Genomic DNA, 17,301 nt, shown 5'->3' with positions numbered 1-17,301 from the left:
AACCATCGCTTTTTTAAACTCATCGCTGCATATCTTATATTTTGCCATTTATTGATACCATGCGCCACCCTCAGAATTTTTGTTTTTCTTTTTCAAACCATGCGACAACTATCCTGACACAGGGGGGATGTTACAACGGATATATAATATATATTTTGTCTGATTCCGCTATGAATAGATGATATCTAAATCCTGAAACCATAGTGCGGTCATTCCGGAAAATTGTCGGTGGATCAGATCATTAAAATGCAATGCCAAGTAGAAGTGAATGCTCAAGTGTAATAGGAGAATAACGATAACGCCGGATATCAGAATATGCAACAGCTAAATTAAGTACAAATAAAAACTGGATTTGAATACTGATAAAAAAAATTCACACCGCCCGCTTCGCTCGAGGCGCTGAGAGCGAAGAGTAAAAAATAATTGTTTTCACCTCTGCGTTCTCAGCGCCTCGAGTGAGCATAGCGAACGGGCGGTAAGATCCAAGGCACGTCATCCCCGTGGGAATCCAGGCCTATCCCGGCAAAGAAAAACCAAGCACCTCTGCAAAATACCAGCCGCAAAAAAGCACAAAAGTCACAAAAAAATATTTTGCGATTCTTATGACCTTTTTGCGATTTTTGCGACTCTTTGCGGCAATTAACAGCTAAATGGTTTCATATCCTGAGATTTTTTGAAAAGTAGGGGGCAGGGGGATTCCGCGGGCAGTCATGAGGTGACGCAGGATATCCGGGCGGTCTGTGATGATGCCGTCAACGCTTAGATCGATGAGCTTTTCCATGATATCCGGTTCGCCGGCAGCAGTGTTTTTTTCCGGCCAGTGCCAGGGAATGACTGCCAGCCCAAGGGCGTGAGCCTGTTCCACCAGGGTTTCATCTTCCAGCAGTTGCGCATCTTCCGGACCCCATACGTTTCCTCCCATGGCGTTGATCATCCGGGGAATCGACCCGTTGAAATCTTTTAACCGCCATCCCGCTGTCCATTTTCCGGCTTCATCAATATCTGCCGACAGCATGCGGCGGTGCCGGGACCGGTCGGTCAGAAATGCCGTTTGGATTCCCGGATCAATGTCTCTGAGTCGAAGGAGACAGCGCCAGTCAAAAGCCTGAACGATGGTTTTGTTGATGATGTTTTCCTGCTTGATAATTTCTGCCACCGCATCGGTCAGTATTTCAAAGGGGACGGACAAATCAGGCTGTTCCGGGTGGGTTTTCAGTTCGATCTGGAAGCCGACCCTGTTTGCTGACAGGCGGTTGACCTGCTGGATGACCTGCCTCAGGGATGGGATGCGGGTTTCGTCAACGGGCTGCTGATTCGGAAACATGGCGGCGTAAGGGGTGCCTGGGTTCAGACGGCCGATATCATAGTCCTGAAGTTCGTTAAATGTCATCTCCCGGATCAGAAGGTGCCCGGTGACATAGCGACCGGAACTGTCCCGCGTAAAATTGGGGTTCAGCCTGGGATCGTGATACACGACCACCACGTTATCCCGGGTCATGACCACATCCATGTCCACATAATCCACCCCGATGGCAAGGGCGGTTTCATATCCGGGAAGAGAGTTCTCCGGCGCAAGGTCTCTTGCGCCCCGGTGTCCGAAAATTTTTATTGATGGGAGTTTGCTGACTGTGCACATAAAAATTCCCCGCATTAAACAAAAAGAAAAAATATTATCCACAGATTACGCGGATTTTCGCAGATTAAAAGAAAAGCAAGATAGGTTGGTGTTTGAATTTAAAAATAATCTGTGCAAATCTGTGTAATTTGTGGATGAGAAAGATTTTTTATCAGCTCAACGGTATCAGTTCCCTGAAGAAGCCGGAAATGGGCGGGACGGAGCCCACGACGACGTGGCTGAAACGATCAGGCCGAAATCTTGATATATGATGAGAGGTGCACTGTCAAAAACGATGGTTTCGTAAAAAATCAAAACGTCTCGTCATCGGTCATATACTCCCATATTTTGTTTTGTTGCAGCCAGATGGGATCTGCATTCCTTCCGGACCTTTGATAAGGCACGGCAGCAGGCGGAGCAGTTGATGATGAATTCATGACGGAGGCCAGAGGACGGAAAACAGAAGTCAGATGACGGATATGGGTTTATGAGGTGCAATTCAATCTGGCCGACATCCTCGATATTCCGGTCTGAAATGTGTCGACAGGGGTGATGAGGCTGACCACCAGAAAACCGTCCTTATGAAATTCATAAAAGTAGCCGGGATGAACGAATATATTGTCTTTTTCCAACAACTGCAGGGCGCGTTCCTCATCGGATAACCAATCGGTGATTTCGATGACGGCATACCAGCCGCCCTCCCGCATCAGCATTCGGGCATTTTCATTACAGGTCAACTGCGCTTCCAGAAAACGGCTGTTTGAATCGATACGCGAAAGGAGCTGGCGCTGAATCGGTTTTCTCAGCGCCAACAGCCGTTCCACCGCATGCTGGACCGTAGTGGAAACCGAAAGATACAGATCCGTTATCATTTCAAGCCGATCCCTCGCTTCGGAGCAGATTTCCGGATTTCCCCCGACCACTATCCACCCGAGTTTGACCTGCGGCAGGGCCAGTATTTTGGAAAATCCGCTGAGGACAAATGAGAGGCATTTTGTCTGGTTGACCGCGGTTTTCACCCGGTTGGCGTCTTTCCCGTTGACAAAGTCCGAAAATACCTCATCCACGATCAGGGCCAGGCCGTGCCGGCAGCACAGGTCGTCTATGGCCGTCAGTTCATGCGCCTTGAGGCAGGAGCCGGTCGGGTTGTTGGGGCTGACCACGACAATGGCACGGGTTTTCGGGTTGATGAGCGCCTCTAAAAGTTCCAGATCCACATGCCAGCCGTCCGCCTCGACGTAGCGCAGCGGATAAAAGATATGCTGCAGGGATTCAAGTCCTGACAGGTAGGACAACAACGGGTATCCGGGCTGGGGGATCAGGATTTCATCCCCGGGATTGGCCAGCAGTTTGAAGAGGAAGGTGTAGGCTTCGCTGGTGCTGGCTGTCAGAAAGATGGACTCGATATCAATGAATTTACCCTGGTCACCGTAATAGCGGGCAACCGACTGCCTGGCGCATGGTAACCCATGTGGATCGGGTTCGTAAACCATTGACTGGGGTTGTGACATCGCACTGAGAATTTCTTCCGGATCATAGTCAAACCCGACCTGTGTGGGATTGGATACCGTCAAGTCAAAAATCCGGGCGCCAGCGATTTTCTTTGCCTTCTGGAGGCGGCTCAGGTCATTGGGGGTGAGGTTCCAGTTGCATCGGTCTGCAAAAAGGATTCTGCTGCAGGACATAATCATTCTGGTTATCGTTTTGATTTAAGGTTTCGATTTATCGATTATTAATAGCGTATAACAGGCAGTACCTCGAGGATAATTGCCACGACGCCTGAAATTAATTGTTTACGGGTTTATGAATCTGCCTTTCCGAAGATACGGACAAACTTCATGTAATCGGATTCGTGGAAAATTGACGCAAACCGTTTTCCATTCCGGCTGTTCATTTTATAGAAAATAATGCAGGCCTGGATAACCTTTAATACCTCTTCTTCCGTGAACTGGCCGGGCAATTCCATGGCTAACTGGGGATGCCGGCCCAGTTTTCCGCCCAGCTGAATCCTGTAACCGCTTTTGCCGGGGATAATCGCCCCTGATGGACAGATTCGGGTGCATCGGCCGCATCGCATGCAAAGCCCGTAATCAATTACAGGTACCTGATTTTCAAGAGTTTCTGAGTCATCGTCTTCGTAATCATCATCTTCATCGTCATGATAATCATCTGAGCCATCGTCTTCGTAATCATCGGCTTCCTTGTCATGATAATCATCTGAGCCGCCGTTTTGGTAATCATCGGCTTCTTCGTCTTCATAATCCGGGGCGTCTTCATTTTCACTGTCCGCAGGCTCCAGGGTGATGGCTGAATCAGGGCAACTTCTGATACAAGCCCTGCAATCAGAACAGGGTTTGTCAGTTATTTCAGGCGTGATGACGCCGATGATTCCGATATCCCTGATTTGAGGCTGTGAACAGGCATTGGGGCATTCCGAGATACTGATCCGCATTTCATGATGAAATTTGATCTTGTCTTTGACCTGGTATTTCAGGAAACTCAGAATATCTTCTTCTATCAGCAGCTCTTCAATTTTTCGAATCAAATTGTCGCTGTTATTAGCCCGGTTCGGACAGCCATTAGAGCCGAAGCACCTGTCCAGCTGATACCCCTTGATTGCCGATTGAATACGATCCATATGCCGCTTTTGTGCGGTTTCTACCTCGACAAGGGTCACCTCGGCCTTACCCGCATCAGTGGCATCTTTTTCTATACCTGAACGGACCTTGTTTCTTATAAAATAAGGCACTTTTACGATTGCCGATTCTGCTTCGGAAGTCCATTTCATATGTTTTTTACCCTTACCATGATTTTTTTAAATAAATTTTAATCTCGCATCATACAATAAATTGCAATGCCCGGCAACTGCTTAAAATTACGGAAAAGAACGAAAGGTATGAAAGCGGATCATTCAGCTGTTACGTTATTTTGCGGTTGCAATTAACAGGGTTCGTATTGGAGCAGGGTAGCCTTCTATGGTTTTTTCGGGATTTTCAGGGTCAAGAAAATCCACCAGCGACTCGGAGATGATCCAGTCGGTTTTTCGCTGTTCCTGCGAGTTGGTTATTTCGGTGCTGATGCATCGTACGTTTTCAAAGCCGGATCTTTTTAGCCATCCGGTCAGGCAGGCAACGGTTGGCAGAAAATAGATGTTGTGCATTTTGGAATATCTCGGATACGGACACAGGGCGGTTTCAGAATCTCCGGATATGATCAGCGTTTCAAGAACCAGCTCCCCGCCTTTAGCCATAAGGGCGTGAATCTGCCGGAGGCTATCCAGTGGAGACCGCCTGTGATACAGGATGCCCATGCAGAACACCGTGTTGAAATATGCATTCATTACAGGCAGTTCTTCGAGTTTGGCCGGAACACAGAATATGTTCGGAAGACACATGAAGTGGTTCAGCGTCAGAAACTGGTAATAAAAGGTGGCAAACGGATCAATCCCGAGGACCATCTGAGGCTTTTGACGTGTCATTCTGAACATGTAATAGCCGTTGCTGCAACCGATATCCAGAATTTTTCGCCCCCCCAGGTGACTGATATGATCCTTCAGGCGATTCCATTTGATGCTGGAATCCCATTCGCTGTCAATATCGATGCCGAACACATTGAACGGGCCTTTACGCCAGGGTCGAAGATCAAGGAGCATGCGCAGGATACGCTCCTTCTGGTCGGAAGAGGTGTCTGCGTCCTGCCCGATACCGATCCTGTCCCGGTCCAGCCTGATGGCAGACGGGGTAATGGCCGGCAGCTCATTAAATGCCGCAGCATAGGCTTTGCCTCTGCCCTGACATATTTCCGCATTTTTTTTGCCGATCAGCTGTTGAAGCGCATCCGAAAACGGTTTCAGATCGAATTCGTTTATATATTTCAGGAGATGGTTCATAAGTTTTGCAGTCTACAGTCGTGGGTCGAGAGCCTTCAGCCGTTTGTTTTTCTGCCTGCTGCTTACCCCCTACTGTCTGCTTTCCCCCTGTCCCTTAACTTTTTTTACCGCGATCATGGATGTAAAGTTGAACCATTTATGCCAGATATCCATTCGGGTGAAGCCGGCTCGGGTCATGCGCTGCCGGTGGATTTCGATGGTTTCAGGTATCAGGACGTTTTCAAGCGCATCGCGTTTCTGACTGATTTCCAGCTCGGAATATCCGTTTTCTTTTTTAAACCGGTAATAGAATTCCTGCTGAAGCTGGTCCAGCGCATTGTCCATGTGCATGATTTTTTCGGACAGCAGCAGAATGCCGCCGGGGATAAGTCCCTTGTAGATACGGCGGACCAGATCGTCCCGTTCCGCTATCGGTAGAAACTGAAGCGTGAAATTGATGACGACAACCGATGCGTTTTCAATGTTGACATTCTGAATATCGCAGCAGGTCAGGGTGATCCGGTGATGATTCGAAAAATTCTGTAAACGCTTCCGGTAGGCGTCTATCATGGGCATTGAATTGTCAGCCGCAATCATTTCAAACGGTTTTTTCCCCATTTCTTCGCACAGGCGGATACCGAAATTGCCATTTGAACATCCCAGATCGTAAATACGGGTATTCGGTTGATAAAAGGTTTCGGCCAGCTGGGCCTGCCGGTGAATGATTTCACGATAGCCGGGAACAGAACGGCTGATCATATCGTCAAATACGTTGACCACGGTTTCATTGAATTCGAATGGTTCAACCGGTTTCAGGGGCTTTGAAAATATATCGTCTTGTTTCATGAATGTGCTTATGTATCAGGTTGTACGAATTTGGGGGTTGAGTAAAAAATATTTGTACATATCGGTTAAATCATCGGCTGTGTCAAGGGGAAAGGGTTAAGGGGATAGAGGGGAGGGCAGGGGTGATGGGGGTGCGATAGCCAGAGAAGGCATAATGCATAATTCGGGCTTGATCATAACTGCGGCCATATTTTGCCGTGCGCAGACTCTGAGTCCCGCCCGTTTCCGGCGTACGACATGGCGCGATCCGGGGAAAAGATGTCGGGGCCATGAAGCGTTAAGAAGCGCAAACTGTTTGAGGCTTGCCGAGTTTTTGCGCTTTAGCTTCATGGGCCCGGCATCCCCCGGATCGTGCTGGAGAAGCCGGCAATGGGCGGGACGGACCTCGTGACATTGTGGCCGCAGTTATGATCAAGCCCCATAATTCATTTGATGGGCACGGCTCCGCCTTTGCCCATTCTACGCCTCCGAGTTATTCTCCGCCCTCTGCCCTCAGTCCTCTGTCTTCTGACCTGTTTTACATCCCGATATATGTGATTATATTATCAACGTTAATTTGCGAAAATCCAGGCGACCCGGCGAGGGTTGTCAATACATGTTTTTGCAGGGAAAGATCTATGACCTCATCGTTTATCAGAATTAAGGGTGCCAGACAGCACAATCTCAAAAATCTGGATATCGATATTCCGCTGAATAAAATCACGGTCGTAACCGGTGTGAGTGGTTCCGGTAAATCGTCACTGGCCTTTGATACGCTTTATGCCGAGGGGCAGCGGCGGTATGTGGAGACTTTTTCGCCTTATGCCAGGCAGTTTATGGACCGCATGGACAGGCCCCGGGTGGATAAAATTGAAGGAATTCCGCCGGCGGTAGCCATTGACCGGAAAGATCCCGTTCGCACATCCCGATCCACCGTGGGCACCATGACCGAAATTACCGATTATGTGAAGCTGCTGTTTGCCCGTTTGGGGCAGCTGTACTGCAGAGACTGCGGCAGGCCGGTTCAATCCGAAAGTCCGGAAGCGGTTTGGCAGGCTCTGGCGGATGTTCCGGAGGGTGCCAAGCTGATGATTACCTTCCCCTTTTCAGTCGAACAGAAGACGACTGAATCCATGCGGGAGCTGTGGCGGCAGATGGGCTATGATCGCATACTGATGGACGGGCAGATCCGGTATCTGGATGAACTTGAACCCGGCGCGGATGGCCAGGCGTTGAACATCCTTGCGGATCGTTTGATGTTCAAAAAACAGGAAAAAAAACGCATTATGGATTCTGTCGGGCAGGCCTTTCGTTTTGGCAGAGGTCATATCGATATATGGATTGACGGCGCTGCGCACATGGCATTCAGCAGCGGGCTGGAATGCCCCCACTGCCGGATTCGTTACGCGTCGCCGATTCCCGGTCTGTTTTCTTTCAACAGCCCGGTAGGGGCCTGCGAGACCTGTCGGGGATTTGGCCGGATCATTGATATCGATCTGGACCTGATCATTCCCGATCAAAAACTTTCATTGGATAACGGGGCCATTAAACCCTGGGGCGGAGCCAAGGATGGAAAGTTTGAATTCCAGGACCTGGCGGAATTCTGTGAGAAGCAGGATATTCCGATGGACGCTCCATTTTCCTCGCTGACGCCGGACCAGCAAAACGTCATTATCGACGGGGATACGGCTTATTACGGGATTCGCGGATTTTTCAAGTGGATGGAGTCCCGAAAGTATAAAATGCATGTACGCGTGTTTCTCTCCCGGTACCGGAGCTATAATATATGCCCGGACTGCGGTGGTACCCGGTTCAAACCGGATGCCCTGTTATATCGGGTCGAAGGCCGGCATATCGGTGAAATTTATTCCATGCATGTGGATCAGGCCATTGATTTTTTTCAGCGCCTGCCGGTTCGCAAAACCGATGAAGCCAGTCTGCTCATTCTCGGTGAGATCCGGAACCGGCTGACATATCTGAAGGATGTGGGACTCGGATATCTGGCGCTGGACAGGCAGTCCCGGACCCTTTCCGGCGGGGAGGTGCAGCGGGTGTCGCTGGCGTCCGCGCTGGGGGCGCAACTGGTCAATACCCTTTATGTGCTGGATGAACCCAGCATCGGCCTGCATCCCCGGGACAGTTTGCGTCTGGTGCGCATTTTAAAACAGCTCCGGGACCTGGGTAACACCCTGGTGGTGGTTGAACATGACCCTGAAATTATCCGGCACAGCGATTTTCTTCTGGATCTGGGGCCGGGCGCGGGTGGCGATGGCGGGCAGATCATGTATTTCGGGCCTACGGATCAGGTGCATGATTGTCTGACCGGAAAGTACCTGAAGGGGGAGTGCCGTATTCCGATACCTGATCAACGGCGCAGCCCGGAAAATGCAACATGGCTGAAAATATGCGGGGCCAGTGAACATAATCTTAAATCCGTTGATGTACGCATTCCCCTGGAACGGTTTGTCTGCCTGACCGGTGTGTCAGGCTCTGGAAAATCCACCCTTGCCGGGGAAATTCTCTACAAGGCAGCCAAACGCCAGTTGGGAGATCCGCAGGGCCGACCCGGTGTTTACCGTGATATTGAGGGGCTGGATGCCATTGCCGATGTGGTGATGGTCGATCAACAGCCCATCGGACGGACGCCTAAAGCCAATGCCCTGACCTATACCAAGGCAATGGATCCGATCCGGCGGTTGATGGCGGATACGCCCGAGGCGCGGGAGAAAAAATTTGATGCCGGATTTTTTTCGTTCAATGTGGCCAGGGGCCGCTGTGAGACCTGCAAGGGCGACGGATTTGAAAAGGTGGAGATGCAGTTTCTCTCCGATGTGTTTGTCTCCTGTCCGGATTGCAAAGGGAGGCGGTTCAAACCCGAAGTCCTGGAGATCCGGTATCGCGGTAAGTCCATACACGATATTTTGTCCATGACCGTGGACGAGGCGCTTGATTTTTTTCATGATCATCCTGCGGTCTGCAATCCCTTAAAGCCCCTGGTCGATGTGGGGCTGGGGTATCTGTGTCTGGGGCAGCCGGTCAACACGCTGTCATGCGGTGAGGCCCAGCGGCTCAAACTTTCACCCTATCTGAAGAAGGGGGATCGCAGCAGCCGCCTGTTTATTTTTGATGAGCCCACTACCGGCCTGCATTTTCAGGATATTGACAAACTGCTGTCCGCGTTGCAGCGGCTGGTGGATGAAGGCCACAGCGTGCTGGTGATCGAGCATAACATGGACGTGATCAAAACCGCGGACTGGATCATTGATCTGGGCCCCGAAGGCGGGGATGAGGGCGGCCGGATTGTAGCGGAAGGAACACCGGAACAGGTGGCCGCTCATATAGGGAGTCATACCGGCAGGTTTTTAAAACCGTATCTGAATGTTGACAGCACATTCCTGGTGGCAGAACCGGTTCAGGCTTATGAATCAATGCCCACGGACAGTGCGGATCATGAGATTGTTGCGCATGATAGAAAAGATATTATCGTCCAGGGGGCCCGGGAGCATAATCTGAAAAATATCAGTCTCTCGATTCCGCACAATCAGCTGGTGGTGCTGACCGGTGTGTCCGGCTCCGGAAAATCGACCCTTGCCTTTGATATTCTGTTTGCCGAAGGGCAGCGCCGGTATCTGGAAACCCTGGCGCCTTACGTGAGGCAGTATATGAAGATTCTTGAACGTCCGGATGTGGATCGGGTCTCGGGCCTGTCACCGACGGTTGCCATCGAACAGCGGGTGAGCCATGCCGGTCGCCGGTCAACCGTGGCGACCCTGACGGAGATCTATCATTTTCTGCGACTGATGTTCAGCAAGCTGGGGACGGCTCACTGCCCGTCCTGCGGCCGGAAAATGACCCCTCAGACCCGAGAGGCGATTGTCGACCGTCTTCATCACCTGTATCAGACCCGTTCGGGTTCCGTGTTCGCGCCGAAGATTTACAGCCGTAAGGGATTTCACAAGGATGTGTTTGCACAGGCCCTGAAAAAGGGTTATACCCATGCCCGCATTGACGGGAACATCGCAGAGATGAAATCCGGCATGGCGCTCAGCCGGTACCATTCCCATACCATCGAGATCCGGATCGGAAGTCTTCCGTCCGATACCCTCGATGATCTGGTTCAGCTGGCGCTCGATGAAGGTGGTGGATCCATCCTGGTGGTAGATGATGCCGGGAATGATGAACTGTTCAGTCTTCACGGCATCTGCCCTGACTGCGGCATCAGTCTGGAACAGCCGGATCCGAGACAGTTTTCATTTAACAGCCCACAGGGCGCATGTTCCGAATGCAGCGGTCTGGGGGAAGTTGAAGAGGCTGCCAGCGGTGATGAAACCGGGTTCAGGACCTGTCCTGCCTGCGGTGGAAGCCGGCTGAAGCCGGCGGCGCTGGCGGTTAAATTCGGGCAATATTCCATATGGGACATGGTCCGTATGCCGTCTGCCAATCTGAAAAATATTCTCGGAACACTGTATTTCAGTCCCCAACAGCAGCCAATTGCCAATCCGATCCTGTCAGAAATCATTTCCCGTCTGGAGCTGATGGATCGGCTGGGGCTTTCCTATCTGTCACTGTCCAGAAGCGGGGCAACGCTTTCCGGTGGAGAGTCTCAGCGGGTAAGACTCTCGGCGCAGCTCGGCTCCAATCTCACCGGGGTGTGCTATATTCTGGATGAGCCGACCATTGGCCTGCATCCCCGGGATAACCATATCCTGATCGATGCGTTAATCGAACTCCGGGACCGGGGCAACACCGTTCTGGTGGTAGAACATGATGAAGATACCATCCGCAAGGCAGATCACATTATCGATCTGGGACCGGGAGCAGGAAACAGCGGCGGGGTGGTGGTGGCCCGGGGTACCCTGAGCGATGTGATGTCATCCGATATATCGGTAACCGGAGAATGCCTTCGTCAGAGGCGGCATGAGATGACATACACGCACAGGCCCTGTGTGGATAAACCCCGGCTCAACGTGTATGGCGCGTTTGCCAATAACCTGAAGCATATTGACGTTTCGTTTCCTCTGCATACCCTGATTGCGTTGACGGGTGTATCGGGTTCCGGAAAATCCAGTCTTCTGAAAACCACGTTATACAGGGAATTGAAAAGCCGGCTGCTGAAGCAGGATCGGCAGAATATATTCTGTCGCGACGTGGTCGGCTGGGAAGCGGTCAGCCATGTGCTGGAAGTGGATCACAGCCCCATAGGCAAGACATCCCGGTCGGTGCCGGCCTCGTATGTCGGATTTTTGACCGGTATCCGGAATCTGTTTGCTGCATCTCCGGAAGCAAAGGCCAGAGGGTATTCGGCGGCCCGTTTTTCTTTCAATGTGTCCGGTGGCCGTTGTGAGGCCTGTAAGGGACAGGGACATCCGAAAATTGAAATGAGTTTTCTGCCTGATGTGTATGTGCCCTGCGACGTGTGTGAAGGTGCCCGGTTTAACCCGGAGACGCTGGCGGTGACCTACAAGGGAAAAACCATTGCCGATGTTCTTACCATGACTTTTGAGGAGGCATTCGAATTTTTCAGTCCGATTCCGGCGATCCGAAAGGCCCTGGGGTTTGTCTGCGATATCGGTCTGGGATATCTTCAGATAGGCCAGCCGAGTCCCACCCTGTCCGGCGGCGAGGCCCAGCGGATGAAACTGGCCAGGGCACTGGCAGTGCCTCCCGGAGGACACAGTCTTTACATTCTGGATGAACCCACCACAGGTCTTCACATGTCCGATGTCCGGAAACTGATCCATGTGCTGCAGGCCCTGGTGAATCAGGGAAACACCGTTATCGTCATTGAGCATAATCTGGAAATCATCACGTCTGCCGATTATATCATAGATCTTGGTCCGGAGGGTGGTGAGGGCGGCGGACAGGTCGTCGCGACCGGATCACCGGCTGAACTGCTGGATTTTGCCGGTATATCGCATACGGCCCGGTTCCTGAAATATTACCTGGAGGGTGGAACCAGCTTGGGGTAGAAGACAGAAGACAGAAGTCAGAAATCAGAAGACTGAAGACAGAGGACTATGTTGAAAGCTGATGGCTGGTGGAACAGGGGGCGGGCATCGTAGGGGCGGGCCCCTGTGTCCGCCCATCGGATACAGGGGGCAGAGCAGAAATTAGAGATCAGATGACAGAAAATCCATCCCGGTTTGACAAGAATAAAGGTCAAACGAAGACTTGACCCCTTTCACTTATTTTCTACATAGGTGTATGTCGCGGGTGGCATTATCGAACCATCCTTCAAACTCGATCAGTTCCGGATAGTCGTCAAGGCTGTTATAATCTCTGATGGTGGTGCCGTTTCCCTTTGATGAGCAATCTTCGAAAATCCGGATTTCAAAAGCGGTTTTGGACCCATCTTTCGGCCGGACAGCACCTTTTAAACTCCATACCCAGTCCGGGTCGTAGCCCGAATCCGCGACCAGATATTTTCCGATTTCATCGGTCAGTTCTTTTGGTTTGGGCAGCTTCCGGGATGTTGCGGAAGCTGTCGACGCGTCATTTTTTTTCCAGAATTTCCAGTTCATGTCTATCCATTCCTTTTATAAGTTTTAATGTCTCAGGGATACACACGCCGATTCGTGTGATAAAGCAAAATATATGCCAGCCTATAAAAACGCTGCTTCATGGGATTCCAGGATGTATATTCAGATCTTTCAGTTCTGACATGAGGGCGATAACCGGATGCCGGTTAAGTTTTAAGAAGTTTAATCGATTGAAATTCAGATTGAATTAATAAAAAGAAGAATAGGTTCCGAATATGATCCCGGATAGCTGAAATGAGCCCATCGAGGTGGCGTCCTTCCGGAAACAGGATGTTTTTTTTTCAAGTTGCTTTTATCGCGTGCCTGCCTTTACAAACTGAAAATGGGAATTACAATTAGCAGTTGTGGATAAATCTATGGAAATGCGTTATTTCAAGTCTTAAATATTTCTGGCATATAGCCGGTTAAAGCTTATAAAGGGTTGCGGAACGAGGAGCCTGGATGAATAAATTTGTAATTGGCCAGCGATGGATCAGTGAAACCGAACCGGAACTGGGCCTGGGAAGCGTATTAAAGATTGAAAACAGATCGATTTGTATTCGTTTTCCTGCCGGAGATGTGATCCGGAGATATGCGGCATTGTCGGCCCCGGTAACGCGGGTTGCATTCCGGATCGGCGATCAGGTAAAGAGTCGGTCCGGCAACCGGATTATGGTGAAATCGATAAAGGAAAATAAAGGCTTATTGATCTATTGCGGTGAAAAGGAAGAACTGCCTGAAAGTGATCTGTGCGATCAGATCAGCTTCAGTTTTCCGGAAGACCGGATGCGGTTGGGACAAACGGATCAAAACCGGAATTTCGACCTTCGATACCGGACCATGAACATGCAGTATGAAATGAAAAAGTCATCCGTGAGAGGGTTTGTCGGGGGCAGAGTGGATTTGATTCCTCATCAGTTCAATATCGCGGATGAGACGGTTTCCCGCCGGGCTCCCAGAGTGCTGCTGTCAGATGAAACCGGTCTGGGCAAAACCATTGAAGCCTGTCTGGTTCTGCATCATCAGCTCATTACCGGAAGAGCGGAAAGAGCGTTGATCGTGCTTCCGGAATCCCTCATCCATCAATGGTTTGTTGAGCTGCTCCGGCGATTTAATCTGATGTTTCGGATATGTGATGAGCGTTATTGTGAATCGATCGAAAAAAGCGATCCCGGGGTCAATCCCTTTCTGGAAAATCAGCTGTATATATGCAGCATCGATTTTTTAATCTCCGGGCAGAAGCGATTCCGCCAGGTTGTTGCCGCCGGGTGGGATATGCTCATTGTGGATGAAGCGCATCGGGTTAAAGAAAATACCAGCCATTATCAGCTCATTCAGGCTTTGGCCAGGCATACCAGAGGAATGATGCTTCTTACCGCAACGCCCGAACAGCTCGGGCTGGAGAGTCATTTTGCACGGCTTCACCTGCTGGACCCGGACAGATATTTTGATCTGAACACATTTCTTCACGAAAACGGACAGTATAACCAAATTGCACGGATTGCCGGGGTACTTCTTGATCCTGAAAAATTAAGGTCAATGGATGAAGCTAAATGGGCTGAACTGCTGTCGGGCCAGCCGGTTCAGATAAAAAAATTGCTTCAGCCGGTTATCAAAGGGGACCATAAGTCCATCAGACGGTGTATCGATGCATTAATCGACAGATATGGCATCGGCCGGGTGATGTTCAGAAACACCCGTGATTCCATCAAAGGATTTCCGGATCGGGTTGCCCATCTGGTGGGGTTGGAATATACCGGCAGGAACCGGGAATCGTATCTGGATCTGTTGACGGCCGAATTTGTAGATGACAATCTGTCTGAAAAGACCGCCATATGTTATGATTTTCATTCTGATCCCAGGATCATCTGGCTGGCAGGGCTCCTGCAGAAGCTGAAACATGAAAAAATTCTGCTGATTTGCCGGAACATCGATAAAGCCGTGGCCATTGAATCGGCGATTCAAAAGCACATAACCATCAAATCGGCGTTGTTCCATGAACAGTTGTCACTGGTTCACCGGGATCGTAACGCTGCCTGGTTTTCAGAACCTGACGGCGCTCAACTGTTGATCAGCTCCGAGATTGGAAGTGAGGGGCGGAACTTCCAGTTCGCGCATCATCTGGTATTGTTTGATTTACCCCTTGACCCGGATCTGCTTGAACAGCGAATCGGACGGCTGGATCGAATTGGTCAGGCATCAACCATCCATATCCACATCCCGTATATTTCAGGCAGTGTCCAGGAAATTCTGGCCAGATGGTATCATGACGGATTAAACGCGATTGAGACCAATATCACCGGCGTCGGTCAGATCGCCGATAAATTCCGGCTGGCGCTTATCGAACTGGCCGCCGGGTACAGAACAAAGCCGGATGAAGCTGAATTGGCTCTGAATCGATTGATTGCAGAAACGATTCAGTATCGCGGGCAGATAACGAAAAAATTGAAAAGGGGTCGGGATCGTCTCCTTGAACTCAGCTCTTTTCGGCCGCAAAAGGCCCATCAACTGGTGCAAACCATTTCCAGGCTGGACAAGGACCGGCGTCTGGATGAATTTATGCTCGAGATGTTTGATCACTTCGGGATCGAGGCAGAAGAACTGGCTGACCGGACATTTTTATTGATACCGGGATTACGGTTTAATGACGCGTTTCCCGGTTTCAGGGATGATAAAATGACGGTAACCTTTGATCGGTCCAGGGCTCTGGAACGGGAGGATATGGTGTTCCTGTCATGGGATCATCCCATGGTCACCGGAGCAATGGAGCTGATGCTGGGACTTCAGGATGGAAACAGTGTATGCGCCGTATGGCACAGTCCGGATGATTCGGCGATGTTGCTGGAATCCGTTTTTGTGCTGGAATGTGTGGCGCCGCTGTGGCTTCATGCGGACCGGTTTCTCCCGCCGGTGCCGATTCGTGTGGTCGTTGATCACCGGCTTGAGGATATCACTGCGGACTGTCCCTTTGAGCGGATGTCGCAATGCCTTGAGGACGGGTTTCCGGCGCATTTATTTGACAATTCCCGGGTCTTTCAGTCCCTGCTTCCTGAAATGATCGAAAAAAGCAGAAAAATCGCACAGAAGAAGGTTTCGGAAAAATTGGCGGCCGGATTGATGGAAGTCAGATGTGTTCTGGAGGATGAAATTCTCCGGTTGAGTGAATTGAAGGCGGTAAATAAAAATATCACTCAGGACGAGATTGATGCCTTTATACAGGAAAAGGATCTGATGAATAAGAGCATATCTGAAGCCCGGCTGCGGCTGGATTCGTTGAGACTGATCTGGAAGGGCGAGGAGTAAGAGATCAGAGGCCAGAGATCAGGGAGTAGGGGATAAGCGCATGGGAAATGTGAACGCACCGTATCGTGACTATGCAAAAAATCTGGTGAAAGCGTGAAGCGGAGGTCGCGGATTTGTGTCGATTTACATGAGGCCGGGACGAACGTGGTTGAGCTTCTGGTAAATCGGTTTACCTATCAGGGTCGTGATAACTGGCTCGAATGTATCGGCTCGGGAAAGATTCTGGTCAATGGTCGAATCGCCGTGGCGGACCAGATTCTTTCCCGAGCCGATACGCTCGAATACCTTCCTGACGATACACCGGAGCCTCCCGTGGATACGAGTTTTTCCGTTCTGTATGAAGATTCCGAAATTCTGGCGGTGAATAAATCCGGGTATCTTCCCTGTCATCCGGGCGGGCGGTATTTTAACCACACCCTGTGGGCTTTGATCAGACAACGGTTCGATCTGCCACACATCGATTTCGTGAATCGAATAGACCGCGAAACCTCCGGGATCGTTCTGGTGGCAAAAACTCCGGAAGCCGCGCGCCATTGCCGGAAACAGTTTGAAACGCATCAGGTCCGTAAGCGCTATGTGGCGGTTGTGGAAGGAGAATTTCCCGATCAATCTTTAAGCGCCCGTGGATATCTGGTCAGGGATTATGACAGCCGGATCAGAAAAAAAATCAAGTTTTGTCCGGACGGAGATAATGCGGTTTTACCGGCGGGAGCTAAACAATGCCGGACTGTATTCCGGAATATCATCTCCCGGAACGGGCTGAGTATGGTAGAGGCGCTTCCCGAAACCGGACGGTTGCATCAGATCCGGGCCAGTTTGCTGGCTCTGGGATTTTGTATTGCCGGAGATAAAATGTATGGCGTGGATGAGAATTTTTTTCTCCGGTTGATTGATGACCGCCTGACCCCTGAGGACATCATACGGCTGCGATTGCCCCGTCAGGCACTCCACGCGGCGGAACTTCATCTGAGTCATCCGACGACCGGCCGCCTCATCCGGCTCCATGCGCCACTGCCCGCTGATATGAAAAATCTGATGAATCTGGATGGGCCGGAAGTTTTATAGCCGTGTGCCTTTATTTGTCTTCTGTCGGATATCCCGCCTTTTCCCATGCCTGCCAGCCGCCATCCAGAACAAATACGTTTGGATATCCCTGATTGACAAAATGCCGT

9 protein-coding genes are annotated in these 17,301 nt (G+C 50.6%); 3 read left to right on the top strand and 6 right to left on the bottom strand.

All coding sequences use genetic code 11. From position 1 onward, the window contains the following. Positions 1-646 precede the first annotated feature (646 nt). From PHQ97_13000 to cmoA, 5 genes are all read right to left on the bottom strand, one after another. On the bottom strand, positions 647-1,636 hold the full coding sequence (locus PHQ97_13000) for a glycerophosphodiester phosphodiesterase family protein (GenBank protein ID MDD4393653.1): 990 nt from the start codon (positions 1,634-1,636) through the stop codon (positions 647-649). Between the two features lie 464 nt (positions 1,637-2,100). Continuing rightward, entirely contained in the window at positions 2,101-3,306 is a 1,206-nt protein-coding gene (locus tag PHQ97_12995) for a pyridoxal phosphate-dependent aminotransferase (GenBank protein MDD4393652.1), read from the bottom strand. Between the two features lie 110 nt (positions 3,307-3,416). Then, positions 3,417-4,403, bottom strand: coding sequence for a 4Fe-4S dicluster domain-containing protein (locus tag PHQ97_12990; protein ID MDD4393651.1), 987 nt, complete (start codon positions 4,401-4,403; stop codon positions 3,417-3,419). A 135-nt stretch (positions 4,404-4,538) separates the two neighbouring features. Continuing rightward, a complete protein-coding gene (gene cmoB, locus PHQ97_12985; GenBank protein ID MDD4393650.1) occupies positions 4,539-5,504 on the bottom strand; it encodes a tRNA 5-methoxyuridine(34)/uridine 5-oxyacetic acid(34) synthase CmoB in 966 nt (321 codons plus the stop codon). Positions 5,505-5,573: 69 nt separating this feature from the next. Beyond that, positions 5,574-6,329 (bottom strand): carboxy-S-adenosyl-L-methionine synthase CmoA, encoded by a 756-nt coding sequence (gene cmoA, locus PHQ97_12980; GenBank protein ID MDD4393649.1) that lies wholly within the window; start codon positions 6,327-6,329, stop codon positions 5,574-5,576. Positions 6,330-6,946: 617 nt separating this feature from the next. Here cmoA and uvrA point away from each other — a divergent pair. Then, positions 6,947-12,277 carry an excinuclease ABC subunit UvrA gene (gene uvrA, locus PHQ97_12975; protein MDD4393648.1) on the top strand — a complete coding sequence of 1,777 codons (5,331 nt, stop codon included), beginning with the start codon at positions 6,947-6,949 and terminating at the stop codon, positions 12,275-12,277. A gap of 216 nt (positions 12,278-12,493) precedes the next feature. On the opposite strand, the gene PHQ97_12970 is transcribed toward uvrA, so the two are convergent. Beyond that, entirely contained in the window at positions 12,494-12,829 is a 336-nt protein-coding gene (locus tag PHQ97_12970) for a hypothetical protein (GenBank protein MDD4393647.1), read from the bottom strand. 459 nt (positions 12,830-13,288) lie between these two features. On the opposite strand from PHQ97_12970, the gene rapA reads away from it, so the two are divergent. Then, positions 13,289-16,129, top strand: coding sequence for an RNA polymerase-associated protein RapA (rapA, locus tag PHQ97_12965; protein MDD4393646.1), 2,841 nt, complete (start codon positions 13,289-13,291; stop codon positions 16,127-16,129). 93 nt (positions 16,130-16,222) lie between these two features. After that, on the top strand, positions 16,223-17,194 hold the full coding sequence (locus tag PHQ97_12960) for an RluA family pseudouridine synthase (GenBank protein ID MDD4393645.1): 972 nt from the start codon (positions 16,223-16,225) through the stop codon (positions 17,192-17,194). The last annotated feature ends 107 nt before the right edge of the window (positions 17,195-17,301 follow it).

This window comes from Desulfobacterales bacterium (assembly GCA_028704555.1).
Classification (GTDB): Bacteria; Desulfobacterota; Desulfobacteria; order Desulfobacterales; family JAQWFD01; genus JAQWFD01.
Note: the sequence above shows the minus strand (reverse complement) of the source record. Positions and strands in the feature narration are given on the sequence as shown.

Excerpts from the sequence above, each read along its gene's own strand:
- PHQ97_13000 (MDD4393653.1), bottom strand. The coding sequence starts at position 1,636 with ATGTGCACAGTCAGCAAACTCCCATCAATAAAAATTTTCGGACACCGG.
- PHQ97_12995 (MDD4393652.1), bottom strand. The coding sequence starts at position 3,306 with ATGATTATGTCCTGCAGCAGAATCCTTTTTGCAGACCGATGCAACTGG.
- PHQ97_12990 (MDD4393651.1), bottom strand. The coding sequence starts at position 4,403 with ATGAAATGGACTTCCGAAGCAGAATCGGCAATCGTAAAAGTGCCTTAT.
- cmoB (MDD4393650.1), bottom strand. The coding sequence starts at position 5,504 with ATGAACCATCTCCTGAAATATATAAACGAATTCGATCTGAAACCGTTT.
- cmoA (MDD4393649.1), bottom strand. The coding sequence starts at position 6,329 with ATGAAACAAGACGATATATTTTCAAAGCCCCTGAAACCGGTTGAACCA.
- uvrA (MDD4393648.1), top strand. The coding sequence starts at position 6,947 with ATGACCTCATCGTTTATCAGAATTAAGGGTGCCAGACAGCACAATCTC.
- PHQ97_12970 (MDD4393647.1), bottom strand. The coding sequence starts at position 12,829 with ATGAACTGGAAATTCTGGAAAAAAAATGACGCGTCGACAGCTTCCGCA.
- rapA (MDD4393646.1), top strand. The coding sequence starts at position 13,289 with ATGAATAAATTTGTAATTGGCCAGCGATGGATCAGTGAAACCGAACCG.